This window comes from Streptomyces thermolilacinus SPC6 (genome assembly GCF_000478605.2).
GTDB lineage: Bacteria > Actinomycetota > Actinomycetes > Streptomycetales > Streptomycetaceae > Streptomyces > Streptomyces thermolilacinus.
Genome location: NZ_ASHX02000001.1, coordinates 4,437,576 through 4,463,216 on the forward strand (window position 1 = coordinate 4,437,576; position 25,641 = coordinate 4,463,216).

21 protein-coding genes and 2 tRNA genes are annotated in these 25,641 nt (G+C 70.7%); 20 read left to right on the forward strand and 3 right to left on the reverse strand.

What is annotated here, in order from left to right; all coding sequences use genetic code 11:
* The first annotated feature begins 69 nt into the window (after positions 1-69).
* The gene (locus J116_RS19235; protein ID WP_023588704.1) at positions 70-1,218 is read left to right on the forward strand and encodes a PP2C family protein-serine/threonine phosphatase; all 1,149 of its coding nucleotides are present in this window, start codon (positions 70-72) and stop codon (positions 1,216-1,218) included.
* Complete coding sequence (locus J116_RS19240) at positions 1,215-1,700, forward strand: HD domain-containing protein (protein WP_051203838.1); 486 nt, start codon at positions 1,215-1,217, stop codon at positions 1,698-1,700. The genes J116_RS19235 and J116_RS19240 overlap by 4 nt, the downstream gene beginning before the upstream one ends.
* Here J116_RS19240 and J116_RS19245 read toward each other — a convergent pair.
* Positions 1,687-2,859: an acyltransferase family protein gene (locus J116_RS19245; RefSeq protein ID WP_023588705.1), complete on the reverse strand. Its 1,173-nt coding sequence runs from the start codon at positions 2,857-2,859 to the stop codon at positions 1,687-1,689. The genes J116_RS19240 and J116_RS19245 overlap by 14 nt on opposite strands.
* A 406-nt stretch (positions 2,860-3,265) precedes the next feature.
* Between J116_RS19245 and J116_RS19250 the strand changes: the two genes are divergently transcribed.
* Positions 3,266-3,460 (forward strand): hypothetical protein, encoded by a 195-nt coding sequence (locus tag J116_RS19250; protein WP_023588706.1) that lies wholly within the window; start codon positions 3,266-3,268, stop codon positions 3,458-3,460.
* Positions 3,461-3,667: 207 nt separating this feature from the next.
* Positions 3,668-3,868, forward strand: a complete 201-nt coding sequence (locus J116_RS19255; RefSeq protein WP_023588707.1) for a hypothetical protein — start codon at positions 3,668-3,670, stop codon at positions 3,866-3,868.
* Positions 3,869-4,008: 140 nt separating this feature from the next.
* Here J116_RS19255 and J116_RS19260 read toward each other — a convergent pair.
* Positions 4,009-4,082 (reverse strand) — tRNA-Gly (locus J116_RS19260).
* A 140-nt stretch (positions 4,083-4,222) separates the two neighbouring features.
* On the opposite strand from J116_RS19260, the gene J116_RS19265 reads away from it, so the two are divergent.
* From J116_RS19265 to clpX, 5 genes are all read left to right on the forward strand, one after another.
* Positions 4,223-4,299: transfer RNA gene (locus J116_RS19265), tRNA-Pro, on the forward strand.
* 211 nt (positions 4,300-4,510) lie between these two features.
* The gene (gene tig, locus J116_RS19270; protein ID WP_023588708.1) at positions 4,511-5,905 is read left to right on the forward strand and encodes a trigger factor; all 1,395 of its coding nucleotides are present in this window, start codon (positions 4,511-4,513) and stop codon (positions 5,903-5,905) included.
* 236 nt (positions 5,906-6,141) lie between these two features.
* Positions 6,142-6,747 (forward strand): ATP-dependent Clp protease proteolytic subunit, encoded by a 606-nt coding sequence (locus tag J116_RS19275; protein ID WP_023588709.1) that lies wholly within the window; start codon positions 6,142-6,144, stop codon positions 6,745-6,747.
* Positions 6,748-6,820: 73 nt separating this feature from the next.
* Positions 6,821-7,480, forward strand: a complete 660-nt coding sequence (locus J116_RS19280) for an ATP-dependent Clp protease proteolytic subunit (protein WP_023588710.1) — start codon at positions 6,821-6,823, stop codon at positions 7,478-7,480.
* Positions 7,481-7,638: 158 nt separating this feature from the next.
* Positions 7,639-8,922: an ATP-dependent Clp protease ATP-binding subunit ClpX gene (gene clpX, locus J116_RS19285; protein WP_023588711.1), complete on the forward strand. Its 1,284-nt coding sequence runs from the start codon at positions 7,639-7,641 to the stop codon at positions 8,920-8,922.
* An 83-nt stretch (positions 8,923-9,005) separates the two neighbouring features.
* On the opposite strand, the gene J116_RS19290 is transcribed toward clpX, so the two are convergent.
* Positions 9,006-10,004, reverse strand: coding sequence for a hypothetical protein (locus tag J116_RS19290; protein WP_023588712.1), 999 nt, complete (start codon positions 10,002-10,004; stop codon positions 9,006-9,008).
* A gap of 138 nt (positions 10,005-10,142) precedes the next feature.
* Here J116_RS19290 and J116_RS19295 point away from each other — a divergent pair, with 138 nt between their 5' ends.
* From J116_RS19295 to J116_RS19345, 11 genes are all read left to right on the forward strand, one after another.
* Entirely contained in the window at positions 10,143-12,764 is a 2,622-nt protein-coding gene (locus J116_RS19295; RefSeq protein WP_023588713.1) for a valine--tRNA ligase, read from the forward strand.
* 182 nt (positions 12,765-12,946) lie between these two features.
* On the forward strand, positions 12,947-14,470 hold the full coding sequence (folC, locus tag J116_RS19300; protein WP_023588714.1) for a bifunctional tetrahydrofolate synthase/dihydrofolate synthase: 1,524 nt from the start codon (positions 12,947-12,949) through the stop codon (positions 14,468-14,470).
* 5 nt (positions 14,471-14,475) lie between these two features.
* Positions 14,476-14,829 carry a DUF4233 domain-containing protein gene (locus tag J116_RS19305; protein ID WP_023588715.1) on the forward strand — a complete coding sequence of 118 codons (354 nt, stop codon included), beginning with the start codon at positions 14,476-14,478 and terminating at the stop codon, positions 14,827-14,829.
* Between the two features lie 217 nt (positions 14,830-15,046).
* Positions 15,047-15,460, forward strand: coding sequence for a nucleoside-diphosphate kinase (gene ndk, locus J116_RS19310; RefSeq protein WP_023588716.1), 414 nt, complete (start codon positions 15,047-15,049; stop codon positions 15,458-15,460).
* 260 nt (positions 15,461-15,720) lie between these two features.
* Positions 15,721-16,740 carry a rod shape-determining protein gene (locus tag J116_RS19315; protein ID WP_023588717.1) on the forward strand — a complete coding sequence of 340 codons (1,020 nt, stop codon included), beginning with the start codon at positions 15,721-15,723 and terminating at the stop codon, positions 16,738-16,740.
* A gap of 99 nt (positions 16,741-16,839) precedes the next feature.
* Positions 16,840-17,844, forward strand: coding sequence for a rod shape-determining protein MreC (mreC, locus tag J116_RS19320; RefSeq protein ID WP_023588718.1), 1,005 nt, complete (start codon positions 16,840-16,842; stop codon positions 17,842-17,844).
* A 4-nt stretch (positions 17,845-17,848) separates the two neighbouring features.
* Positions 17,849-18,529, forward strand: a complete 681-nt coding sequence (gene mreD / locus J116_RS19325) for a rod shape-determining protein MreD (RefSeq protein WP_023588719.1) — start codon at positions 17,849-17,851, stop codon at positions 18,527-18,529.
* 88 nt (positions 18,530-18,617) lie between these two features.
* On the forward strand, positions 18,618-20,810 hold the full coding sequence (gene mrdA / locus J116_RS19330; RefSeq protein ID WP_023588720.1) for a penicillin-binding protein 2: 2,193 nt from the start codon (positions 18,618-18,620) through the stop codon (positions 20,808-20,810).
* Between the two features lie 9 nt (positions 20,811-20,819).
* Positions 20,820-22,022 carry a rod shape-determining protein RodA gene (gene rodA, locus J116_RS19335; protein ID WP_023588721.1) on the forward strand — a complete coding sequence of 401 codons (1,203 nt, stop codon included), beginning with the start codon at positions 20,820-20,822 and terminating at the stop codon, positions 22,020-22,022.
* A 51-nt stretch (positions 22,023-22,073) separates the two neighbouring features.
* Positions 22,074-23,579: a CYTH and CHAD domain-containing protein gene (locus J116_RS19340; RefSeq protein WP_023588722.1), complete on the forward strand. Its 1,506-nt coding sequence runs from the start codon at positions 22,074-22,076 to the stop codon at positions 23,577-23,579.
* A 101-nt stretch (positions 23,580-23,680) separates the two neighbouring features.
* Positions 23,681-25,603, forward strand: a complete 1,923-nt coding sequence (locus J116_RS19345; protein ID WP_023588723.1) for a TIGR03960 family B12-binding radical SAM protein — start codon at positions 23,681-23,683, stop codon at positions 25,601-25,603.
* Positions 25,604-25,641: the final 38 nt, after the last annotated feature.

Below are 25,641 nucleotides of genomic sequence, written 5' to 3' on the forward strand. Positions count from 1 at the left end.
CGATTTCGAACGCAATGTCACGGGGGTCCCCCTGCACGTCGGCCGCCCGGGTGGATAGGGTCCAGGCCAATGGCCCGCAGCGCACCACGAACGGACACGTACGCGGCCCGGTACCGCAAGGCGGTGCAGCGGGCCCGCGTCGCGCTGCGCAGGTCCGCCGTGGACTACTTCCGCGGCGACGGCTCCGACTGGATCGCCCTGGTCGGCCTCTTCCTCACCATCCCGGCGATCATGCTCGCCACGATCGCCACCCCCGTGTGGTGCGCCCCCGAGGCCCTCGTCCTCCCGATCGTCGCGGGCGGCCTCGTGCTGCGCCCCGCGAGCCTGCTCGGCCTGTACGCCGCCGCTGCCGCCGCCCTGATCGTCGAGTCGGCCGCGCTCGGCCCGTACACCGAGGGCGCTGCCCGGGTCACCCCCGGCACGGTCCTCGTCGTCGCCGCGGGCGGACTGTTCGGCCTGCTCATCGCCCAGTTCAGGGCCCGCGTCGGCGTCCCCTGGCGGCGCGGCGGGACCATGCTGTTCGACCTGCGCGAACGCATCCGCGCCCAGAGCGCCCTGCCGCCGCTGCCCAAGGGCTGGCACCGCGAGATGGCGCTGCGCCCGGCGGGCGGCCAGTCGTTCTCCGGCGACTTCGTCGTCGCCGCCCGCACCAACGGCGGCCGCACCCTCGAAGCCGTCCTCACCGACGTGTCGGGCAAGGGCATGGACGCGGGCTCCCGCGCCCTGCTGCTGTCCGGAGCGTTCGGCGGACTGCTCGGCTCACTGCCGCCGCACGGCTTCCTCCCCGCCGCCAACGGCTACCTCCTGCGCCAGGACTGGGACGAGGGCTTCGCCACCTCCATCCACCTGGTCCTCGACCTGGACTCCGGCGACTACGAGCTGCTGTCCGCAGGGCACCTCCCGGCGCTCCAGCTGCACGCGGGCACCGGCCGCTGGGAGGAGAAGTCCGGCGACGGGCCGCTGCTCGGCGTCTACGACGGCGCCGAGTTCCACCCGGTCAAGGGCACCCTGCGCCCCGGCGACGTGCTGATGCTGTTCACCGACGGGCTGGTCGAGGCTGCCGACCGGGACATCGCCGAGGGCATCGACCGGCTCACCGGCGAGGCCGACCGGTATGTCACCGCGGGCTTCCGGGGCGCCGCCTGGCACCTCATCGAGGCGTGCGCCAAGGACGTCAACGACGATCGCGCGCTGCTCCTGATCTCCCGCGAGGCCTGACCCCGCGCCCGCGGGCCGCGTACAGTCACCGCAGGCCGAACCTCACCCTGCCGCAGGTCGAAGCGCTCGCCCGCCGCGCCCACGCCGGGCAGACGGACAAGGCGGGACGGCCGTACGCCGAGCACCTCCAGGCCGTCGCCGAGGGGGTACGGGCCCGTGGCGGCAGCGACGACCAGATCGCCGCGGCCTGGCTGCACGACGCGATCGAGGACGGCGCCCTGTCGGCCGAGTGGCTCGCACAGGCCGCGCTGCCCCGGCAGGTCAAGGACATCGTGCTGGCGCTCACCAAGCGCCCCGGCGAGGACCTGGCGGACTACACGGCCCGGGTGCTGGCCGTGCCCGGCGCCCGGCTGGTCAAGGAGGCCGACCTCGCGCACAACGCCGATCCGGACCGGCTCGCCGTCCTGGACGAGCCGACCCGGGCCCGGCTGACCGCCAAGTACGCGCGCGTACGACGGCTCCTCGGCCTCAGCTCCGGCTGACCGCCCCGACGGGCACCGCCCGCCCCTCCGCGGCCCCGTCCCCGGCACCGGCACCGGTTTCGGCACTGGGCCCGGCTTCCGCCGCAGCCCCGGAAGCACCACCCGGCGCACCCGAAGCTCCCGCACCACCCGGAGCCCCCCGGCGGAACGCCCACTCCAGGCGCGGCTCCGTCACCCACCGCAGCGCGCGCCGCACCGGCGGGGTGCACATCAGCGTCACCGCCACGGCCGCCGCGACCGTCAGCCCGACCCGGCCCGCGGGCGTGGCCAGCACCGCGTAGGCGTCCACCAGATTCCAGTACTGGAGCGCCTTCACCGCGAACCCGTGCAGCAGATAGCCGCAGATGCTGCCCGCGCCCAGCACGGTGAACCAGGTCCGCCGCGACGGCACCCACGCCAGGAACGCCGCCGTCAGCACCAGCGCCACCGCGCCCAGCACGACCGTCGCCAGCGGCCCCGCCCACCAGGCGTACTCCAGCTCCTGGGCGCTCGTGTTCCGGTAGAACCAGCCCATCCGCACATGCGGCGCCACGGCGTACGCCCCCACGACCGCGGCCACCGCGACCGGCACGGCCGCAAGCCGCACGGCCCGCGCCCGCACCATCCGGAAGTGCTCCTCGCGCAGCGACAGGCCCAGCACGAAGAACGGCAGGAACTGAAGGACGCGCTGGAGGTCCAGGTCCGCCGCGATGCGCGGGGTCAGCGACGCCAGCGCCGCGACGGTCACGGCGACCGGCAGCGGGTACCGCAGGGCGCGCCACAGCGGGGCCGAGAGCCGCCACACGAACAGCGCCAGCAGGAACCAGGTCAGGTAGAAGGGGTCGGTCAGCGAGAACGCCTGCTGCGGGGCGTCCTCCGCCCACCGCCGGTACAGCGTGTACGCCACCTCGAACGCCAGGTACGGCACCAGCACCCCGCCCACGAGCCGTCTCAGCTGCTCGGGCCGCCCGGCGAAGCTCCGTGAGAAGTACCCGGAGATGATCACGAACGCCGGCATGTGGAAGGCGTACACGAGCATGTACAGCGCACGTGTCGCACGGCTCCCCTCCATGACCGGCTCCCACGCGTGACCCACCGCGACGAGCACGATCGCCAGGTATTTCGCGTTGTCGAAGAAGGGGTCCCGCTGACTCTGCTTTTCCTGGGGTGGCTGGAACATTCGAGGCACCCTAGCTCCGCTCCACGCCCTCGCGAAAAACCGGAAAAGCACATCACGGCATCGCGCGCGATGCCTGGAATGCCACGACAAATCCCGCACATAAGCCCCATAGCACCCCGGCGATCACCGCGTCACACCATCGGTCGAGCCGCCGTGCGCGGCCCTGTTGAATTTCCTGTGACGGACATGCGGGCGCCCTGGAGAGATCACCGTGCATTCCGTTGCGGAATTCCCGCGACACGCAACGCCGACCGCACCGGCCGCCGGGCGGCAGGGATCACGGCCGTCCACGATCCGTCAGGAGGCGGCATGAACGGGGCCGTTGGTGGCACGATGAACGTGTACGGGGGTGTGCCGGGCCGTGTGCCCCCGGGCCGACCGAGCAGGCCGACCGAGGGGATCAGTCATGGCCATTTCGCTGTCCGTGGTGCTGCTGCTGTTGATCGTCCTGGTGGTGATGATCCGCGGCGGCTCGATCAAGGCGGGCCCCGCCGTCGTCGCCGCCCTGTTCGGCTTCTTCCTCGCGTCCTCGGGGGTCGGGCCGACCATCAACAAGATCCTCACAGACATAGCGTCGTCCATCAGCAAGATCAGCTTCTAGCCGAAGACCGCCCGCCGTTTCCGGCCACACCGCCGCCCGCGCCCCGAAACCACCCAGGGTCGCGGCGCCTCCCCCTGCCCGCGCGACGGGACCGGGCCCGGAGGGCCGTACCGGGCGGGCGACCGGGAACCGAACCCGCGCAGCCGGTGCGGAAGCGCTCGTCCCCGGCCGACCGGGCAGGGAAGGGGTGCGAGCCAGTCTCCGCTGGTGGCCGACATCGAACCGACTGATCCGAAGGCTGAGCGGGAGAAGGGGCGTGTGCCCCTGTGGCTCGACCCGGACGACCTTCACTGGCTGTCGCGGCACTGCTGCTGCCCGCAGGACGCCTCCGAGGAAGAGCGTGACCGTTTCGGGCGTATCCGGTTCAGGGCCGGCGCGGCACTCCACAAGCACGGCCGCGGACGCTGACGGTCCGAAGCCGGCCCGCGGGCTCGATAGCGGGATCACGGACGGGGCAGGCGCGCGACGCGCACGCGGCACCGGAACAAGACCGGGAAAGCGACAGGGCCAGGGCGGGGGATGACCCTCCGACCTGGCCCTGATGCATGTGGAGCGGGCGACGGGAATCGAACCCGCGTAGCTAGTTTGGAAGACTAGGGCTCTACCATTGAGCTACGCCCGCGAGCGGCACACCGCGCGTCACCCCGGGGAGCGACGGCCGCGCCACGTAGAGCATCGTAGCGGGTCCCCGCGCCAGGTCGCACACCCCTTGAAAGGTGCCGACGCAGAGCCCGCGGCCATGTACCCTACGTGTCGCACCGACGGGGTGTGGCGCAGCTTGGTAGCGCGTCCGCTTTGGGAGCGGAAGGCCGTGGGTTCAAATCCCGCCACCCCGACCACGACAGACCACCACGCGGACGACCGCGCGCGTGCCGGGGGAGCGCCCCACGGGTGCCGCGCGCAACCAAGATCACGTTGTGGGGCCCGTACTCCTTGCGGTTACTATGCAGACTACGTGCCCGTGTGTCTCTCTGACCGGGCCGATCGGCTGGGCCGCCGCAGTCAGCGCCCCGGCAGAAACCCAGAATCAGCCACCAAGGAGACCGAACCGTGAAGAGCGCCGTGGAGACCCTGAACCCGACCCGGGTTCGGCTCACTGTCGAGGTGCCCTTCGAGGAGCTCAAGGCCAGCCTCGACGCGGCGTACAAGAAGATCAACCAGCAGGTCACGGTCAAGGGCTTCCGCAAGGGCAAGATCCCGGCCCGGGTCATCGACCAGCGGTTCGGCCGTGGTGCGGTGCTGGAGGAGGCCGTCAACGACGCCCTTCCGAAGCTCTACACCGAGGCGGTCAACGAGGCCGATGTCAACCCCCTCGGCCAGCCCGAGGTGGACATCACGGAGCTGAAGGACGGCGAGCTGCTGGCCTTCACCGCCGAGGTCGACATCCGCCCGGCCATCGAGATCCCGGACTACTCCGGCATCGAGGTCACCGTGGACGCCGTCGAGGTCACCGACGAGGACGTCGAGAAGTCCGTGGAGCAGCTGCGCGAGCGCTTCGCCTCCACCTCCCCGGTCGAGCGCGCCGCCGCCGAGGGCGACGTCGTGACGATCGACCTCGAGGCCAAGGTGGACGGCGAGGTCCTGCCGGACGGCGTCGCCACCGGCGTGCAGTACACGATCGGCTCCGGTGAGCTGCTGGAGGGCATCGACGAGGCCGTGACCGGCCTGGAGGCCGGTGGCGAGGCCACCTTCACCTCCACGCTGAAGGGCGGCTCCGCCGAGGGCAAGGAGGCCGAGGTCACCGTCAAGGTCACCCAGGTCGCCGCCCGCGAGCTCCCCGAGCTGGACGACGAGTTCGCCCAGATGGCCAGCGAGTTCGACACCCTCGACGAGCTGAAGGCCGACAGCCGCAAGCGCCTCGAGAACATGAAGCAGTACGACCAGGCCACCCAGGCCCAGGAGCGCGTCCTGGACGAGCTGCTGAAGCTGGCCGAGGTCCCGATCCCCGAGAAGCTCCTCGAGGACGAGGTCAACACCCGCAAGCACAACCTGGAGCACCACCAGCTCGGCCAGATGGGCCTCACGCTGGAGAAGTACCTGGAGCTCCAGGGCAAGACGGTCGAGGAGTTCGACGCCGAGACCAAGGAGCAGGCGGTCAAGGGCATCAAGACCCAGTTCATCCTGGACGAGCTCGTCTCCAAGGAGAAGCTCAACGTCAACCAGGACGAGCTGACCGAGCACCTGATGCGCCGCGCCGCGTCCTCCGGCATGAGCCCCGACCAGTTCGCCCAGGCGGTCGTCGAGGGCAACCAGGTCCCGATGCTCGTCGGCGAGGTCGCCCGCGGCAAGGCCCTGGCCCTCGTGGTCGAGTCCGCCAAGGTCACCGACACGAACGGCGAGCCGGTCGTCATGGACGACGACGAGGACGAGACGGCCGAGACCGTCGAGGCCTCCGAGGGCGGCGACGACACCGAGGCGCAGGCCGGGGAGAAGTCCGAGGCCTGATCGGTCTCGCCCTGAGCTCCGCGGCGGGCTCCGGACGCAACTGGCGACCGGGGCCCGCCGTCGTACTCAAGGAACCTTGCGCTCCCAGCGAACAGTTCGGGAACCGGGATGGCGCCCGTCCACCTGCGCGTTAGGGTCCATGAATACGAGGGCAGGGGAGTACCCGCCCCCAGTACGACAGACGCTGAGACGGCCGCAGCCGTCAGAGACGAGCAGGTGGATACGTGACGAATCTGATGCCTTACGCCGCGGGTGAGCCGTCCATCGGTGGTGGCCTCGGCGACCATGTGTACAACCGGCTGCTCGGCGAGCGCATCATCTTCCTCGGCCAGCAGGTGGACGACGACATCGCCAACAAGATCACCGCGCAGATGCTGCTCCTTGCCGCCGACCCGGACAAGGACATCTACCTGTACATCAACAGCCCCGGCGGCTCGGTGACGGCCGGCATGGCGATCTACGACACCATGCAGTACATCCCGAACGACGTGGTCACGATCGGCATGGGCATGGCCGCCTCCATGGGCCAGTTCCTGCTGACCGGCGGCACGGCGGGCAAGCGTTTCGCCCTGCCCAACACCGACATCCTGATGCACCAGGGCTCCGCCGGCATCGGCGGCACCGCCTCGGACATCAAGATCCAGGCCGAGTACCTCCTCCGCACCAAGCGGCGCATGGCCGAGATCACGGCGCGCCACTCGGGCCAGACCGTCGAGACGATCATCCGCGACGGCGACCGCGACCGCTGGTTCACCGCGGACGAGGCCAAGGAGTACGGCCTGATCGACGAGATCATCTCCGCCGCCTCGGGCGTTCCGGGCGGTGGCGGCACCGGCGCCTGAGCGCCCCCGCCCGCCACACCGACAGCCCCCGCCCCAGCAGCCCGCCGAACGCCACCAGGATGGTGAACACCCCATGAGCAACTTCTCCGCGAGCGGCCTCTACACCGGCCCGCAGGTGGACAACCGTTACGTCGTCCCCCGCTTCGTCGAGCGCACCTCCCAGGGCGTGCGCGAGTACGACCCGTACGCCAAGCTCTTCGAAGAGCGCGTGATCTTCCTCGGCGTCCAGATCGACGACGCCTCCGCCAACGACGTCATGGCGCAGCTGCTGTGCCTGGAGTCGATGGACCCCGACCGTGACATCTCGGTCTACATCAACAGCCCCGGCGGCTCCTTCACGGCGCTCACGGCCATCTACGACACGATGCAGTTCGTGAAGCCGGACATCCAGACCGTCTGCATGGGCCAGGCGGCCTCCGCGGCGGCCGTCCTCCTCGCCGCCGGCACCCCCGGCAAGCGCATGGCCCTGCCCAACGCCCGTGTGCTGATCCACCAGCCGTCCGGCGGCACGGGCCGCGAGCAGCTCTCCGACCTGGAGATCGCCGCCAACGAGATCCTCCGGATGCGTACGCAGCTGGAGGAGATGCTGGCCAAGCACTCCACGCAGCCGATCGAGAAGATCCGCGACGACATCGAGCGCGACAAGATCCTCACGGCCGAGGACGCCCTGGCGTACGGCCTGATCGACCAGATCGTCTCGACCCGCAAGAGCACGGCCGGCGCGGCGGCCTGACGCTCGACCTTCCCTTGGCACGGCGCCCCCGGCGGACCCCGCCGACGCGAACCGTGCCAAGGGGGGCCCGAACGGGGGGCCCGGCAAGGTACCGTCGGATATGAGGCACCAGGAGTCGGCTGCGAACAAGCCGCTCCCAGGCGAAGGGGAAGCACCTCGTGGCACGCATCGGTGATGGCGGCGACCTGCTCAAGTGCTCGTTCTGCGGAAAGAGCCAGAAGCAGGTGAAGAAGCTCATCGCAGGCCCCGGTGTGTACATCTGCGACGAGTGCATCGACCTCTGCAACGAGATCATCGAGGAGGAGCTCGCCGAGACGAGCGAGGTGCGGTGGGAGGAACTCCCCAAGCCCCGCGAGATCTACGAGTTCCTGGAGAGCTACGTCGTCGGCCAGGAGCCGGCGAAGAAGGCGCTCTCGGTCGCGGTGTACAACCACTACAAGCGCGTCCAGGCCGGTGAGAACGGCGGCGCGCAGGGCAGGGACGACGCGATCGAGCTCGCCAAGTCCAACATCCTGCTCCTCGGGCCCACGGGCTCCGGCAAGACGCTGCTCGCCCAGACGCTCGCGCGCATGCTGAACGTCCCGTTCGCCATCGCCGACGCGACGGCGCTCACCGAGGCGGGGTACGTCGGCGAGGACGTCGAGAACATCCTGCTGAAGCTCATCCAGGCCGCCGACTACGACGTCAAGAAGGCCGAGACGGGCATCATCTACATCGACGAGATCGACAAGGTCGCCCGTAAGAGCGAGAACCCGTCCATCACCCGCGACGTGTCGGGCGAGGGCGTCCAGCAGGCCCTCCTCAAAATCCTGGAAGGCACCACGGCTTCGGTCCCGCCGCAGGGCGGCCGCAAGCACCCGCACCAGGAGTTCATCCAGATCGACACGACGAACGTCCTGTTCATCGTGGGCGGCGCCTTCGCCGGACTGGAGAAGATCATCGAGTCGCGGGCCGGCGCCAAGGGCATCGGCTTCGGCGCGACGATCCGCTCCAAGCGCGAGATCGAGGCGAGCGACCAGTTCCAGGAGGTCATGCCGGAGGACCTGGTGAAGTTCGGGATGATCCCCGAGTTCATCGGCCGTCTCCCCGTCATCACCTCCGTGCACAACCTGGACCGCGAGGCCCTCCTCAAGATCCTGGTCGAGCCGCGCAACGCCCTGGTGAAGCAGTACCAGCGCCTCTTCGAACTCGACGGCGTGGAGCTGGACTTCGACCGCCCCGCCCTGGAGGCCATCGCCGACCAGGCCATCCTCCGCGGCACGGGCGCCCGCGGCCTGCGCGCCATCATGGAGGAGGTCCTCATGTCGGTGATGTACGAGGTCCCGTCCCGCAAGGACGTCGCCCGCGTCGTCATCACCGAGGACGTCGTCCACAACAACGTCAACCCGACCCTGGTCCCCCGCGTCGTCAAGGACCAGGGCCGCCACGAGAAGAGCGCGTAACCCCGTACCCCCCGTTCGTACGACGGAGGGCGCCCGCCCGGTCCACAGACCGGTCGGGCGCCCTCCGTCGTACGCGTCCGCGATCAGGCCTTGACGCGGACCTCCTTGCGGAGGTCGGCCGTGACCTGCGCCGCCGTCTGCTTGTCCACGCCCTTCGTCGCCTCGGCGGCGAACACCACGGCGACCGTGCTGTAGTCCGCCCACGCGCAGAACCAGTTCGTCTGCTGCTGCTTCGTCACGGCGTGCTGGCCCTCGATGGACTGGCACTTCATCACGCCGTTGAAGCCGTCGGGGGCCATCTCCTCCGGGGACCCGATCAGCTTCAACTTGCTGTCCTTGTCCTTGTCCGCCTCGGCGCGCACCCCGGCGAAGTAGGCGTCCAGCGTCTTCTCCGGGTCCGCCACCTTGCCGTACACGCCGCTGAAGGACACCGACTTCGCCGTCATCAGCTCGGGCGACTTCGACGGGTCGGACATGTCGATCTTCTTCGGGTCCACCGTGTTGTACGCGCCCGTGACAGACGTGCCGTTCTGCACACCCGCCTTCTCCAGGTCGTCCTTCATCGAGCCGCTGTCGGCGCCGTCCTTGCTGAGGCGCTTGTACTCGCCGCCGAACACCGTCGTCGGCGTCGCCAGCTTGTGCGGGCCGTCGTCCTCCAGGCCGCCTCCCAGACCCCCGAACACGAACCACGCGCCCACCCCCAGCGCCACCACACCGGCCGTCACGCCGATGATCAGGCCCGTCTTCTTCTTCGGGGCCTGCGGCGGCACCGGCGCGCCCGGGTAGCCGGGCCCCGCGCCGTACGGGGGCTGCTGCGGCGGCTGGCCGTACCCGGGCTGCCCCGGCTGGCCGTACGCGCCCGGCTGCGCGGGCTGCCCGTACGGCGCGGGCGGCTGCTGCTGCGGGTAGCCGTACCCGGGCTGCGGCGGTGCCTGCTGCGGGTAGCCGTAGCCGGGCTGCGGGGCCTGCGGGGGCTGCTGGGGCTGGCCGTAGGGACCCGGCTGGCCGTAAGGGCCCGGCTGGCCGTAGGGGCCGGGCTGCTGAGGCTGCCCGGGGTACGGGCCCGGCTGGTTGTAGCTCATTAAGGGGATCCCCCATCCAGACGTTTATGCGTTGCTCACATCTTGGCCGAAGGAGCGCCCCCCGGTGTCCACGGGGTGTGCACCGTCACGGAACATTCCCGTTTCAGTACGCGGCTGTGACACCCCTAAACTGGGCCCGTGACCGAGAACACTCAGCATCAGCCAGCATCCGTCCCCGAACTGCCGACCCAGTACGCGCCGGCCGACGTAGAGGGGAAGCTGTACGAGAGCTGGGTAGAGCGCGGTTACTTCGCGGCCGACGCCACGAGCGACAAGCCCGCGTACACGATCGTCATCCCGCCGCCGAACGTCACCGGCAGCCTCCACCTGGGCCACGCCTTCCAGCACACCCTCATGGACGCCCTCACGCGCCGCAAGCGCATGCAGGGCTTCGAGGCGCTGTGGCTGCCCGGCATGGACCACGCGGGCATCGCCACCCAGAACAAGGTCGAGCAGCAGCTCGCCGAGGAGGGCAAGTCCCGCCACGACCTCGGCCGCGACGAGTTCGCCCGCCGCGTCTGGCAGTGGAAGGAGGAGTACGGCGGCAAGATCCTCGGCCAGATGCGCCGCCTCGGCGACGGCGTCGACTGGGACCGCGAGCGCTTCACCATGGACGAGGGCCTCTCGCGCGCCGTCCAGACCATCTTCAAGCGGCTCTACGACGACGAGCTGATCTACCGCGCCGAGCGCATCATCAACTGGTGCCCCCGCTGCCTCACGGCCATCTCCGACATCGAGGTGGAGTACCAGGAGGACGACGGCGAGCTCGTCTCCATCCGCTACGGCGAGGGCGAGGACAGCCTCGTCGTCGCCACCACCCGCGCCGAGACGATGCTCGGCGACACCGCCGTCGCCGTCCACCCGGACGACGAGCGGTACAAGCACCTCGTCGGCAAGCGCATCAAGCTACCCCTGACGGACCGTACGATCCCCGTCGTCGCCGACACCCACGTCGATCCCGAGTTCGGCACCGGCGCCGTCAAGGTGACCCCGGCCCACGACCCGAACGACTTCGCCATCGGCCAGCGCCACGGCCTGGAGTCCATGACCATCATGGACGAGCGCGGTGTCATCACCGTCCACGGGCCCTTCCAGGGCCTGGACCGCTTCGAGGCGCGCTCCAGCGTCGTCGGCGCGCTGCGCGAGCAGGGCCGGATCGTCGCCGAGAAGCGCCCGTACGTCCACTCCGTCGGCCATTGCTCCCGGTGCAGCACCACCATCGAGCCGCGCCTCTCCCTCCAGTGGTGGGTCAAGGTCGCCCCGCTCGCGCAGGCCGCCGGTGACGCCGTCCGCGACGGCCGCGTCGCCATCCACCCCGAGGACATGTCGAAGCGCTACTTCGACTGGGTGGACAACATGCACGACTGGTGCATCTCGCGCCAGCTGTGGTGGGGCCACCGCATCCCCGTCTGGTACGGGCCCAACGGCGAGGTCGTCTGCGTCGGACCGGACGAGGAGCCGCCCACCGGCGAGGGCTGGACGCAGGACACCGACGTCCTCGACACGTGGTTCTCCTCCGGCCTGTGGCCGTTCTCCACGCTCGGCTGGCCCGACCGGACCCCGGACCTGGCGAAGTTCTACCCGACCGACGTCCTGCTGACCGGCCACGACATCATCTTCTTCTGGGTCGCCCGGATGATGATGTTCGGCCTGTACGCGATGGACGGCGAGGTGCCGTTCAAGACGATCGCCCTCACCGGCCTCGTCCGCGACGAGCGCGGCAAGAAGATGTCGAAGTCCTTCGGCAACGTCGTCGACCCGCTGGACTGGATGGACGCGTACGGCTCCGACGCCGTCCGCTTCACCCTCGCCAAGGGCGCCAACCCCGGCACGGACGTGCCGATCGGCGAGGACTGGGTCCAGGCGTCCCGGAACTTCACCAACAAGATCTGGAACGCCACGCGCTTCGCCCTGATGAACGGCGCGACCGTCGAGGGCCCCCTCCCGGACGCCTCCCAGCTGTCCGCCACGGACCGCTGGATCCTGTCCCGCCTCAACAAGACCGTCGCCCAAGTCGACGCGTACTACGAGGACTTCCAGTTCGCCAAGCTCAGCGAGGCGCTCTACCACTTCGCGTGGGACGAGGTCTTCGACTGGTACGTGGAGCTGTCCAAGACGACGTTCTTCGCCGGCGGCGAGCAGGCGAAGGTCTCCGCGCGCGTGCTGGGCGAGGTCCTCGACGTGATGCTGCGTCTGCTGCACCCCGTCGTCCCGTTCGTCACGGACACGCTGTGGACCACCCTCACCGGCGGCGAGTCCCTCGTCGTCGCCGACTGGCCGGCCGACAGCGGCTTCCGCGACGACGCCGCCGAGCGGGAGATCGAGCTCGTCCAGGGCGTCGTCACCGAGGTCCGCCGGTTCCGCAAGGACCAGGGCCTCAAGGACGGCCAGAAGGTTCCCGCCCGCCTGGAGCTCGACGGCACCCCGCTCGCCGCGCACGAGGCGGCCATCCGCCAGCTGCTGCGCCTCCAGCCGGAGGGCGAGGGCTTCCACGCCACGGCGTCCCTGCCGGTCGCCGGGGCCACGGTCGCGCTCGACCTGTCGGGCACGATCGACGTCGAGGCGGAGCGCAAGCGCCTCACGAAGGACCTGGGCGCCGCCGAGAAGGAGAAGGCCCAGGCCGAGGGCAAGCTCGGCAACGAGGCCTTCCTCGCCAAGGCACCCGACCAGGTCGTGGAGAAGATCCGCACCCGGCTCGCCAAGGCTGAGGCCGACATCGCCCGCATCCAGGCCCAGCTGGCGAACCTCCCGCAGGCCTGACCCGCCCGCGGGCCGACCGCGCGACCACCGGGGGCCCCGGAACCGACCGACCGGTTCCGGGGCCCCCGGGCGTGCGGCGGGCGCGAGGAGCCCCGGCCGCGCACACCGGGGCGGCGACCGGCGTCCCGCCCCGCGCGCGGGGCGCGACCGGCGCTGTCGGCGGCCCTCCGTAGACTGGACGCGTGAGTGAGCAGCCCCCGTCCAGCGACCACCCGGACAGCGACGACTTCGCCGACTTCGACGACATCGTCGAGGCGGAGACGACCCGAGACCCCGACCTGGCGGTGATCGAGGCCGGCAGCCGCACCCTGCGCGCACAGGCCGGCCCGCCGCAGGGCGACCCCGTACCGGCCCGCCCCGCCGACCCGGCGCTCGACAAGGCCCTCCGGGAGGTCGAGCAGGAGCTCTCCACCCGCTGGGGCGAGACCAAGCTGGAGCCGTCCGTCCAGCGGATCGCCGCCCTGATGGACGTCCTGGGCGAGCCCCAGCGCGCGTACCCCTCCATCCACATCACGGGCACCAACGGCAAGACGTCCACGGCCCGCATGATCGAGGCGCTCCTCGGCGCGTTCGACCTGCGCACCGGCCGGTACACCTCGCCCCACGTCCAGACGATCACCGAGCGGATCAGCCTGGACGGCGCCCCCATCGACGCCGAGCGGTTCGTGGAGACGTACCGCGACATCCAGCCGTACGTCGAGATGGTCGACGGCAGCCAGGAGTACCGGCTGTCCTTCTTCGAGGTGCTCACCGGCATGGCGTACGCCGCGTTCGCCGACGCCCCGGTCGACGTGGCCGTCGTCGAGGTCGGCATGGGCGGCACCTGGGACGCGACGAACGTCATCGACGCCTCCGTCGCCGTCGTCACGCCCATCTCCCTCGACCACACCGACCGGCTCGGCACCACCACCGCCGAGATCGCCGGTGAGAAGGCCGGGATCATCAAGCAGGACGCCACCGTCATCCTGGCCCAGCAGCCGGTGGACGCCGCGCAGGTGCTGCTCAAGAAGTCCGTCGAGGCGGACGCCACCGTCGCCCGCGAGGGCATGGAGTTCGGCGTCGTCAGCCGCGAGGTCGCCGTCGGCGGCCAGCTGCTCACCCTGCGCGGCCTCGGCGGGGAGTACGAGGGCGTCTTCCTCCCGCTGTACGGGGCGCACCAGGCGCACAACGCCGCCGTGGCGCTCGCCGCCGTCGAGGCGTTCTTCGGGATCGGCGCGCAGCACGCCCGGCCCCTGGACCTCGACACGGTCCGCCGCGCCTTCGCGTCCGTCGCGTCGCCGGGCCGCCTGGAGGTCGTCCGGCGCAGCCCGACCGTCGTCCTGGACGCCGCGCACAATCCGGCCGGCGCGCAGGCCGCCGCCGAGGGCGTCCGCGAGGCGTTCGGCTTCTCCCGGCTGATCGGCGTGGTCGGCGCGAGCGGCGACAAGGACGTGCGGGGCCTGCTGGAGGCGTTCGAGCCGATCTTCGCGGAGGTCGTCGTCACGGCGAACTCCACGCCCCGCGCGATGGACCCCGACGCGCTCGCGGCCGTCGCCGTGGAGGTCTTCGGCGAGGAGCGGGTGGTCGTCGAGCCGCGTCTCGACGACGCGCTGGAGGCGGCCATCACGCTCGCCGAGGAAGAGGGCGAGTTCGCCGGTGCGGGCGTGCTGGTGACCGGTTCGGTGATCACGGTCGGGGAAGCCCGGCTGCTCCTGCGGAAGGGCTGACACACATGCGTACGCTCTGCGCCTCGACGCTGATCGGCGAGTTCTTCGTGCTGGGTTTCGCGGGCCTGGTGGCGATGAAGGACCCGGCTCTGGACATGGGCACCGTCTGGGCGGTGTGCGGTGTCCTGATGGCGGTGAGCGTGCTGCTGTGCGGCATGATCACCCGTCCGGGTGGGCTCCAGCTCGGCTGGGCGCTTCAGATCGCGCTCATCGTGAGCGGGCTCGTCGTGCCGATCATGTTCTTCCTCGGCGCGCTGTTCGCGGGCCTGTGGTGGGCGTCCATCCACTTCGGCCGCAAGATCGACGAGGCGAAGGCGAAGTGGGCGGCACAGCAGGAGGCCGAGGCTTCGTCGGCGTAGCCGGGTGTCGGTCCGGCGTGTCGCGATGGAAGCCGCACCCGGGCCGTCCTCCCCGCACAGGCGGGGATGGCCCTGGCTTGCCCTCGTGCTCGCCGTCCTGCCGGTCGTGCTCCCCGCTCCCGCGGGGACCTGCGACGGCCCTGGGTGCGGCCTCGATCGTCACAACCGGTAACCTCTGGCGCAACCGCACACCCCGGCCGCAAGGAGCCGTTCCACGATGACGCAGCGCACCCTCGTCCTTCTCAAGCCCGACGCCGTCCGAAGGCACCTGATCGGCGAGATCATCGGCCGCATCGAGCGCAAGGCCGGCTGGAGCGTCACCGCGCTGGAGATGCGCACGCTGGACCGGGCGATTCTGGAGCAGCACTACGCCGAGCACATCGGACGGCCCTTCTACGAGCCGCTGGTGGAGTTCATGTCCTCCGGCCCCGTCGTGGCCATGGTCGTCGAGGGCGAGCGGGTCATCGAGGGCGTGCGGCAGCTCGCCGGTCCGACGGACCCGATCGCCGCGGCGCCCGGTTCCATCCGGGGCGACTACGGCACCATCGTCCGGGAGAACCTGATCCACGCCTCGGACTCCGAGGAGTCCGCCATCCGGGAGATGAAGATCTTCTTCCCCGGTCTTTCCTGACCTCCTGTCAGCCATACGCGCCGACGGCCTGGGGCGACCGAGTGGAATTTCGGTCGCCCCCCGGCATATGGCGAGACGGACCGGGAACGCATCGCACCGACACCTCGTCACCTATATAGAGGCGGACCACCGCGCCGTGTTCGCGGAAGCGGCACTACGATGGAATCCTCCGCTCCACACGATCCAGCGCGCCGTCCTGAGAAGCCGTCAACGCTCTATGGGAAGGCCCGACGCTCCTCATGGGAAACAAGGGGAACTCAATGTCGTTCATCGGCCGTGACATGGCTGTCGACCTCGGGACCGCCAACACGCTGGTGTACGTCAGGGGTCGCGGCATCGTCCTCAACGAGCCGTCGGTCGTCGCCATCAACACCAATACCGGTGGCATCCTGGCGGTCGGCGCAGAGGCGAAGAAGATGATCGGCCGGACCCCCGGCAACATCGTCGCGGTGCGGCCGCTGAAGGACGGGGTGATCGCGGACTTCGAGATCACCGAGCGGATGCTCCGGTACTTCATCCTGAAAATCCACAAGCGCCGCTATCTCGCCCGTCCCCGCGTCGTCGTCTGCGTGCCGTCCGGCATCACGGGCGTCGAGCGCCGCGCGGTCATCGAGGCGTCCACCCAGGCCGGTGCCCGGCAGGTGCACATCATCGAGGAGCCCATGGCGGCGGCCATCGGCTCGGGCCTGCCGGTCCACGAGGCCACGGGCAACATGGTCGTGGACATCGGTGGCGGCACCACGGAAGTCGCCGTCATCTCCCTCGGCGGGATCGTCACCGCACAGTCCATCAGGACCGCCGGTGACGAGCTGGACAACGCGATCATCCAGCACGTCAAGAAGGAGTACAGCCTCCTCCTCGGGGAGCGCACGGCCGAACAGATCAAGATCACCATCGGTTCGGCGCACGACTTCGGCGAGGAGGAGCACACCGAGATCCGCGGCCGCGACCTGGTCTCCGGCCTGCCGAAGACCGTGGTGATCTCCGCCTCCGAGGTCCGCAAGGCGATCGAGGAGCCGGTCAACGCGATCGTGGACGCGGTGAAGACGACGCTCGACAAGTGCCCGCCGGAGCTGTCCGGCGACATCATGGACCGCGGCATCGTCCTCACCGGCGGCGGTGCTCTGCTGCGCGGCCTGGACGAGCGGCTGCGCCAGGAGACGGGCATGCCCATCCACATCGCCGAGGACCCGCTGGACTCGGTGGCGCTCGGTTCGGGCAAGTGCGTCGAGGAGTTCGAGGCGCTCCAGCAGGTCCTGGACGCCCAGCCCCGCAGGTAGCGCGTACACGATCAGCCGTACGGGTGCTGTCGGGCCCGTACGGCTGATCGTTGGTATAACGGCACAAACATTCCTACGAGGAAGGCACGGCCGCCCCACGTGAGGGACACGAAAGAGAGCCGGCTGCTTCTGGCGCTTCTGGTCGCCGTCGCGTTCGCGCTGATCACGGTGGACATCCGCGGCGGTGAGGAGTCACCGGTCGACGGAGCGCGGCGTGTCGCCGCCACCGTGTTCGGCCCGGTCGAGAACAGCGTCGCGTCCGCGGTGGACCCGATCGGCAACGCCATCGGGGCCGTACGGGACTCCGGCGAGCGCCACAGCCGCATCGCGCAGCTGGAGAGGGAGAACGCCGAGCTGAAGGCGAAGCTCGGCAGTGACGACCGCAACCGCAACCGCCTCCAGGAGCTGGACAAGCTGCTGAGGACGGCCGGCGCGGGGCAGTACGGGATCAAGGCCGCCGAGGTCATCGCCATAGGAGCCGCGCAGGGCTTCTCCTGGACGGTCACCATCGACGCGGGCGCCCAGGACGGCATCCGCCGCGACATGACCGTCCTCAACGGCGACGGGCTCGTCGGCCGGGTCACCACCGTCGGCCCGTCGACCGCCACCGTGCTCCTCGCCAACGACCCGGACTTCACGGTCGGCACGCGGATAGAGCGCACCAACGAGCTGGGCTTCGCCACCGGGCAGGGCGCCCGCCCGCTGTCCGTGCAGCTCCTCAACGGCAAGGCGAAGGTGAAGCCCGGCGACCGGCTGGTCACCTTCGGCTCGCAGGCCGACCGCCCGTTCGTGCCCGGCGTCCCCGTCGGCGAGGTCATCCGCGTGGACCCGTCCAGCGGCGATCTGACCCGCAGGCTGTTCGTCCGCCCGTACGCCGGGTTCAGCCGCCTCGACATCGTCGGCGTCGTCGTCCAGGCGCCCCGCACGGACCCGCGCGACACGGTCCTGCCCGCCAAGCCGAAGCCCGCCCCCACGGTCACCGTCACGGTCACCCCGTCCCCCGACGGCGAGCAGCCCCCGGGCGAGCAGCCGCAGGGCGAGCGGGACGAGCGGATGAACGCCCAGCCCGTGCCCGGCGTCACGCCCCGTCCCGACGAGGAGTAGTCCCATGCGTTTCAACCGGTTCCTCCTCTCCGGCACCCTGATCGTCGTCGCCCTCGTCGTCCAGGTGTCCGTCCTCGCCCGGCTGCACCTGCCCGGCGCCGTGCCCGACCTGGTGCTGCTGACCGTGGTCGCCCTGTCGATGGTGTACGGGCACGTCAGCGGCGCCCTGATCGGCTTCACCGCCGGGCTGCTCGCCGACCTCGCCCCGCCCGCCGACCACGCGGTCGGGCGGTACGCGCTCGTGCTGTGCGTCATCGGCTACGTCGCCGGGCTCACCCGGCCCGAGACCGGCCAGCCCCGCTCGGCGACCGGCCCGATGGTGATGGTGGTCGCCGCCGCGATCGGCTCCACGCTGCTGTACGCGGGCGTCGGCGCCCTCGTCGGCGACACGGGCGCCCGGCACGTGGGCCTCGCCTCGCTGATCCTCACCGCCGTCGTCTACGACCTGCTCCTCGCGCCGTTCACGGTGCCGTGGATCATGGCGCTCGCCCGGCGCGCCGACAACGACCCGATCGCCGAGTCCGCCGCGGCCACCGGCAACGTCACCTCGGGCTGGACGGCCGGCGGCACCGGCCTGCGCCTCGGCGACCGGCGCGGCGGCGGGCTGCGCGGGAGCCTGCGCGCCCGGGCGGCCCGCGGCAGAGCCGCCCGCGCCGCCCGCATCAAGGGGGTCAAGCGCCTGTGAGGCCGGCCCGGCCGCGACCCGAGCGGCACGCGACGACACGTACGACATCAGCGGCACGAGCGAACGACGACGTACAGGGGAGGGAGTCGTGAGCAACATCCCGGAGACGGGCCGGACCCCACGGGTCCAGATCCGCCTCATCGTCATCCAGGTCCTCGTCTTCTCGCTGCTCCTCACGCTCCTCGGCCGTCTCTGGTACCTCCAGATCCGCAACGGCGAGGAGTACACGAACGAGGCGAAGAACAACCACGTCCAGCAGGTCGTCCAGCCCGCCGTGCGCGGCACCATCCTCGACGCCCGCGGCGTGCCCCTCGCCGACAACGAGACCCGCCTCGTCGTCTCGGCCTCCCGCACCGAGCTGATGCGCATGAAGGACCGCGGCAAGGGCGTGCTCACCCGCCTCGCCGGGGTCCTCGGCATGACGCCCAAGGAGGTCATGGACAAGGTCCGCCTCTGCGACTCCAAGACCCCCCAGCCCTGCTGGAACGGTTCGCCCTACCAGCCGATCCCCGTCACCGACGAGGCCACCACCCAGCAGGCCCTCCAGATCCGCGAACGTGCCGAGGACTTCCCCGGCATCACCGCCGAACCCACCGCCGTTCGCCGCTACCCGGCCCCCGGCAAGGCCCGCACCGCGCAGGTCCTCGGCTACCTATCGCCCGTCACCGACGAGGAGATCGAGAAGGCCAAGGACACCGACTCGCCGTTCCTCCGCTCCGACCAGGTCGGCCGCTCCGGCATCGAGCGCACCTACGACAAGTACCTGCGCGGCAAGGCCGGGGTCACCCGCTACGAGGTGGACAACCTCGGCCGTGTCCTCGGCGAGGCGGAGAACGACCCGGCCATCCCCGGCTCCACCCTCGTCACCTCCATCGACGCCCGCGTCCAGGCCGTCGCCGAGTACGAGCTGGCCCAGGCGATGAAGACGGTCCGCCAGGAGACCGACAAGATCACCGGCAGCAAGTACAAGGCCGACGCGGGCGCCGTCGTCGTCATGGAGTCCAAGACCGGCCGCGTCGTCGCGATGGCCTCCCAGCCGGACTACGACCCCAACGTCTGGGTCGGCGGCATCTCCGGCAAGGAGTACGCGAAGCTCACCAGCAAGAAGTCCAACTACCCGCTGCTGAACCGGGCCATCCAGGGCCAGTCGCCCGCCGGCTCCGTCTTCAAGGTCGTCTCCGCGAGCGCCGCCGTCCGCGCGGGCTACCCCTTCAACGACCGGTACAACTGCTCGGCCTCGTACAGCCTCGGCGGCCGCAGCTTCGCGAACTTCGAGTCCAAGGGGCACGGCCCCATCACCCTCGGGGACGCCCTCAAGTACTCCTGCAACACCGTCTTCTACGCGCTCGGCCACAAGGAGTGGCAGCGCGACGGCGGCCTCAAGCCGAACAAGGGCGCCCACGACTGGTTCTACCGGACCGCCCACGACTTCGGCTTCGGTTCCGAGACCGGCATCGACCTGCCCAACGAGGTCAGCGGCCGCGTCCCCGACCGCCAGTGGAAGCAGCGGTTCTGGGAGGCCAACAAGGACTCCTGGTGCAAGCAGGGCAAGAAGGGCGGCAGCTACGTCGAGCAGATCGCGTACGAGAACTGCCTCGAAGGCAACCAGCTGAAGGCGTTCGACAGCATCAACTTCGCCATCGGCCAGGGCGACGTCCTCATCACGCCCGTCCAGCTCGCCACCGCCTACGCCGCCATCAGCAACGGCGGCACCCTCTACCAGCCCACCGTCGGCAAGGCCCTGATCAGCCCCGACGGCAAGAAGGTCGAGGAGATCAAGCCCAAGCCCCGCGGCAGGCTGCCGGTGGACGCCGAGACCATCAAGGACCTCGACAAGGGCCTGCGGTCCGTGGTCGAGCCGGGCGGTACGGCCGCCTGGCGGTTCGGCGGCTGGCCGCAGGACAAGATCCCGATGCGCGCCAAGACCGGCACCGCCCAGGTGTACGGCAAGCAGACCACCTCGTGGTTCGCCACGTACACCGACGACTACACGATCGTCATGACGATCTCCCAGGGCGGCACCGGCTCCGGCGCCTCGGGCCCCGCCGTCCGCAACATCTACGACGCCCTGTACGGCCTGGACGACGCGGGCAACCAGGACCTCAAGCGCGCCCTCCTGCCCAAGCCGCAGAAGGACCTGCCGAAGATCCAGCCCGACGGCTCCATCGAGGCGCCCGCGATCAAGCCGTACGACCCCGAGTCGCAGAAGCCCAAGGACGGCACGGGACAGGGCGACGGCCTGCCGGGCCTCGCGGGTCCGCCACCGGTCTGGAGGGACTGACCGACCACCATGCCCGGAAACAACGACTTCTCCGTCCCCCGCTACGCCCCCGAGCCCGGCGGGCTGTGGGCCAGGCTCACCGCCCGCGACTCGCTGGTGCGCCGACTCGACTGGCCGCTGATGTTCTCGTCGCTGGCCCTGTCCCTCGTCGGCGCGCTCCTCGTGTGGTCCGCGACCCGCAACCGCACCGAACTCAACCAGGGCGACCCGTACTCGTTCCTCTTCAAGCACCTGCTGAACACGAGCATCGGCATCGTCCTGATGATCGGCGTGATCTGGCTGGGCCACCGCACCCTGCGCGGCGCGGTGCCCTTCCTGTACGTCCTGTCCGTCGTGCTGGTGCTGCTCGTCCTCACCCCGCTCGGCGCGACCATCAACGGCGCCCACGCGTGGATCGTCCTCGGCGGCGGCTTCTCGCTCCAGCCGTCCGAGTTCGTCAAGGTGACGATCATCCTCGGCATGGCGATGCTGCTCGCCGCCCGTGTGGACGCCGGGGACCAGCTCCACCCCGACCACTGGACCGTCGCCAAGTCCCTGGTGCTCGCCGTGCTGCCGATGGCGATCGTCATGCTGATGCCGGACCTCGGGTCCGTGATGGTGATGGTCGTGATCGTCCTCGGAGTGCTCCTCGCCTCCGGCGCGTCCAACCGGTGGATCTTCGGCCTGATCGGCGCGGGGATCGGCGGCGCGGTCCTGGTGGCCGCGCTCGGCGTCCTCGACGAGTACCAGATCAACCGCTTCGCCGCGTTCGCCAACCCCGAACTCGACCCCGCCGGAGTCGGCTACAACACCAATCAGGCGCGTATCGCCGTCGGCTCCGGCGGCCTGTACGGGGCGGGCCTCTTCAACGGCCACCAGACGACCGGCCAGTTCGTGCCCGAGCAGCAGACCGACTTCATCTTCACCGTCGCGGGCGAGGAGCTGGGCTTCCTCGGGGCGGGCTCGATCATCGCGCTCCTCGGAGTCGTCATGTGGCGCGCCTGCCGCATCGCCCGCGAGACGACCGAGCTGTACGGCACGGTCGTCGCCGCCGGGATCATCGCCTGGTTCGCGTTCCAGTCGTTCGAGAACATCGGCATGACCCTCGGCATCATGCCGGTCGCCGGTCTGCCGCTTCCGTTCGTCTCGTACGGCGGGTCGTCCATGTTCGCCGTGTGGATCGCCGTCGGCCTGCTCCAGTCCATCCGCTCCCAGAGGCCGATAACGGCATAGGCCCGTGCAGCGGCTCGCCGGCCGTGCACCGTCCTGGACTACATTCGGTGCATGGCGGACACGAAACGCGAGATCGAGCGCAAGTACGAAGCCACCACCGACACGGCGGTGCCGGACCTGACCCGAGTCCCCGGCGTGGCCCGCGTCCTCGACGCGGGCACCGCGGGCCTCGACGCCGTCTACTACGACACCCCAGGACTGCGCCTCGCCGCGCACTCCGTCACCCTGCGCCGCCGCACCGGCGGCGCGGACGAGGGCTGGCACCTCAAACTGCCCGTCAGCCCCGGCGTACGGGACGAGATCGCCGCGCCCCTCGCCGACGAGGTGCCCGAGGCCCTCGCCGCCCTCGTCCGGGCCCGCACCCGCGGCGACACGCTCACCCCGGTCGTACGGCTGCGCTCCTCCCGCGACGTACGGCACCTCCTGGACGACGACGGCACCCTCCTCGCCGAACTGAGCACCGACACCGTCCACGCCGAACGCCTCACGGACGGCGGCTCCACCGCACGGTGGACCGAGATCGAGGTGGAGCTCGCCGACGGCGGGGACCCCGCCCTGCTGGACGCCGTCGAGAAGCGCCTGCGCAAGGCGGGCATCCGCCCCGCCGCCTCCCCGTCGAAGCTCGCCCGCGCCCTGGAGGAGACCGGCACCCCGCCCCCCGCACCCCACCACGCCGGGCCGGATGACACCGCGGGCGGCCATGTCCTGGCCTACCTCCGCGCCCAGACCGACAAGCTCCTCACGCACGACGCGGGACTGCGCCGCGACGAGCCCGAGGCGCTCCACGACCTGCGCGTCGCCGCCCGCCGCCTGCGCAGCGCCCTGCGCTCCCACCGCAAGGTCCTCGACCGCGCGGCCACCGACCCGCTCGCCCGCGAACTGCGCTGGCTGGGCCGCGAACTCGGTGTGGACCGCGACCGCGAGGTGCTCGACGCGAGGTTGAGCGCCGCCCTCGACACCGTCCCGCGCACCCTCCAGCTCGGCCCGGTGCGCGGACGCCTCCGCCGCTGGTCCGCGGCCCACCGCGCCGGGTCGCGCGGCCACCTCCTGGAGGTCCTCGACAGCGACCGCTACCTGGCCCTCCTCGACCGCCTCGACGCGCTCACCGCCGACCCGCCGCTGCGCCCCGCCGCCGCCAAGTCGCCCGAGAAGGTGCTGCGCAAGGCGGTGCTGAAGGAGCACGCCCGGGTGGCCGCCCGCGTGGACCGGGCCCTCGCCCTCGACCCGGGCTCCGACCGGGACGTCGCCCTGCACGAGGCGCGGAAGGCCGCCAAGCGCGCCCGGTACACCGCCGAACTGGCCGCCCCGGCGGTGGGCAAACCGGCGCGGCGCCTCGCCAGGGACATGAAGGCGCTCCAGCGTCTGCTGGGGGACCACCAGGACAGCGTCGTCGCCCGGCGGGCCCTGCGCGAGCTGGCCGTCCAGGCGAACGGCGCGGGCGAGTCGTCCTTCACCTGGGGCCTCCTCTACGCCCGCGAGGAGGCGGAGGCGGCCGCACGCGAGCGCGAGCTGCCGGACACCTGGGCGAGGGTGCGCCCCCGGGGCATCGGGAGCTGAGACCTCGCCGTGCGGGGGGCGACGACTTCGCCGTGCCGGGGGCGACCGGCGAGCGGTTACGCTTGAGAGTCGCCCCCGTCAGCTCACGAAGGTTCCCCGAAATGCCTGAGTCGGTCTTCCCACAGCTCGAAGCTCTGCTCCCGCATGTGCAGAAGCCGATCCAGTACGTCGGCGGCGAGCTCAACTCCACGGTCAAGCCGTGGGAGAGCTGCGACGTCCGCTGGGCCCTGATGTACCCCGACGCGTACGAGGTCGGCCTGCCCAACCAGGGCGTCATGATCCTCTACGAGGTACTCAACGAGCGCGAGGGCGTCCTCGCCGAGCGCACGTACAGCGTGTGGCCGGACCTCGAGAAGCTGATGCGCGAGCACGACGTGCCGCAGTTCACCGTGGACAGCCACCGTCCGGTCAAGGCGTTCGACGTCTTCGGCCTCAGCTTCTCCACGGAGCTGGGCTACACCAACATGCTCACCGCGCTCGACCTGGCAGGCATCCCGCTGGAGGCGCGGGACCGCGACCTCGACGACCCGATCGTCCTGGCGGGCGGGCACGCCGCGTTCAACCCCGAGCCGATCGCGGACTTCATCGACGCGGCGGTGATCGGCGACGGCGAGCAGGCCGTCCTGGAGATCACCGAGATCATCCGCGCCTGGAAGGCGGAGGGACGGCCGGGCGGCCGTGAGGAAGTCCTCTTCCGCATGGCCAGGACGGGCGGCGTCTACATCCCGCGCTTCTACGACGTGGAGTACCTGCCCGACGGGCGCATCGGCCGTGTCGTGCCCAACCGCTCCGGCGTTCCGTGGCGCGTGTCCAAGCACACGGTCATGGACCTGGACGAGTGGCCGTACCCGAAGCAGCCGCTCGTCCCGCTCGCGGAGACCGTCCACGAGCGGATGTCCGTCGAGATCTTCCGCGGCTGCACCCGCGGCTGCCGTTTCTGCCAGGCCGGCATGATCACGCGCCCCGTGCGGGAGCGAAGCATCACCGGCATCGGCGAGATGGTGGACAAGGGCCTCAAGGCGACGGGCTTCGAGGAGGTCGGCCTCCTCTCCCTGTCCTCCGCGGACCACTCCGAGATCGGTGACATCGCCAAGGGCCTCGCGGACCGCTACGAGGACGACAAGATCGGCCTGTCGCTGCCCTCGACCCGCGTGGACGCGTTCAACGTGGACCTCGCCAACGAGCTGACCCGCAACGGCCGCCGCTCCGGTCTCACCTTCGCCCCCGAGGGCGGCTCCGAGCGCATGCGCAAGGTCATCAACAAGATGGTCTCGGAGGAGGACCTGATCCGCACGGTCGCCACCGCCTACGGCAACGGCTGGCGCCAGGTGAAGCTGTACTTCATGTGCGGCCTGCCCACCGAGACCGACGACGACGTCCTCCAGATCGCCGACATGGCGGCGAACGTCATCGCCAAGGGCCGCGAGGTGTCGAAGTCCAACGACATCCGCTGCACCGTGTCCATCGGCGGGTTCGTACCCAAGCCGCACACCCCGTTCCAGTGGGCGCCGCAGCTCTCCGCCGAGGAGACCGACGCCCGCCTGGAGAAGCTCCGCGACAAGATCCGCGGCGACAAGAAGTACGGCCGCTCCATCGGCTTCCGCTACCACGACGGCAAGCCCGGCATCGTTGAGGGCCTCCTGTCGCGCGGCGACCGCCGGGTCGGCGCCGTCATCCGCGCCGTGTACGAGGACGGCGGCCGCTTCGACGGCTGGCGCGAGCACTTCAGTTACGACCGCTGGATGGAGTGCGCCGACAAGACGCTGCCGCAGTTCGGGGTGGACGTCGACTGGTACACGACCCGCGAGCGCACCTACGAGGAGGTCCTGCCCTGGGACCACCTGGACTCCGGCCTGGACAAGGACTGGCTGTGGGAGGACTGGCAGGACGCCCTCGACGAGACCGAGGTCGAGGACTGCCGCTGGACCCCGTGCTTCGACTGCGGCGTCTGCCCGCAGATGGACACCCACATCCAGATCGGCCCCACCGGCAAGAAGCTGCTGCCGCTGACGGTCGTCAAGTAGCCGCCGACGTGGCGTAACGTCCTCGCAACGGCCCGCTC

What these genes read in the sequence shown, in the direction of transcription:
- J116_RS19235 (WP_023588704.1), top strand. Translation starts at nt 70, where the DNA reads ATGGCCCGCAGCGCACCACGAACGGACACGTACGCGGCCCGGTACCGC.
- J116_RS19315 (WP_023588717.1), top strand. Translation starts at nt 15,721, where the DNA reads ATGTCGTTCATCGGCCGTGACATGGCTGTCGACCTCGGGACCGCCAAC.
- J116_RS19250 (WP_023588706.1), top strand. Translation starts at nt 3,266, where the DNA reads ATGGCCATTTCGCTGTCCGTGGTGCTGCTGCTGTTGATCGTCCTGGTG.
- J116_RS19305 (WP_023588715.1), top strand. Translation starts at nt 14,476, where the DNA reads ATGCGTACGCTCTGCGCCTCGACGCTGATCGGCGAGTTCTTCGTGCTG.
- J116_RS19340 (WP_023588722.1), top strand. Translation starts at nt 22,074, where the DNA reads ATGGCGGACACGAAACGCGAGATCGAGCGCAAGTACGAAGCCACCACC.
- ndk (WP_023588716.1), top strand. Translation starts at nt 15,047, where the DNA reads ATGACGCAGCGCACCCTCGTCCTTCTCAAGCCCGACGCCGTCCGAAGG.
- mreD (WP_023588719.1), top strand. Translation starts at nt 17,849, where the DNA reads ATGCGTTTCAACCGGTTCCTCCTCTCCGGCACCCTGATCGTCGTCGCC.
- J116_RS19290 (WP_023588712.1), bottom strand. Translation starts at nt 10,004, where the DNA reads ATGAGCTACAACCAGCCGGGCCCGTACCCCGGGCAGCCTCAGCAGCCC.
- J116_RS19275 (WP_023588709.1), top strand. Translation starts at nt 6,142, where the DNA reads ATGCCTTACGCCGCGGGTGAGCCGTCCATCGGTGGTGGCCTCGGCGAC.
- rodA (WP_023588721.1), top strand. Translation starts at nt 20,820, where the DNA reads ATGCCCGGAAACAACGACTTCTCCGTCCCCCGCTACGCCCCCGAGCCC.
- J116_RS19345 (WP_023588723.1), top strand. Translation starts at nt 23,681, where the DNA reads ATGCCTGAGTCGGTCTTCCCACAGCTCGAAGCTCTGCTCCCGCATGTG.
- J116_RS19245 (WP_023588705.1), bottom strand. Translation starts at nt 2,859, where the DNA reads ATGTTCCAGCCACCCCAGGAAAAGCAGAGTCAGCGGGACCCCTTCTTC.
- J116_RS19280 (WP_023588710.1), top strand. Translation starts at nt 6,821, where the DNA reads ATGAGCAACTTCTCCGCGAGCGGCCTCTACACCGGCCCGCAGGTGGAC.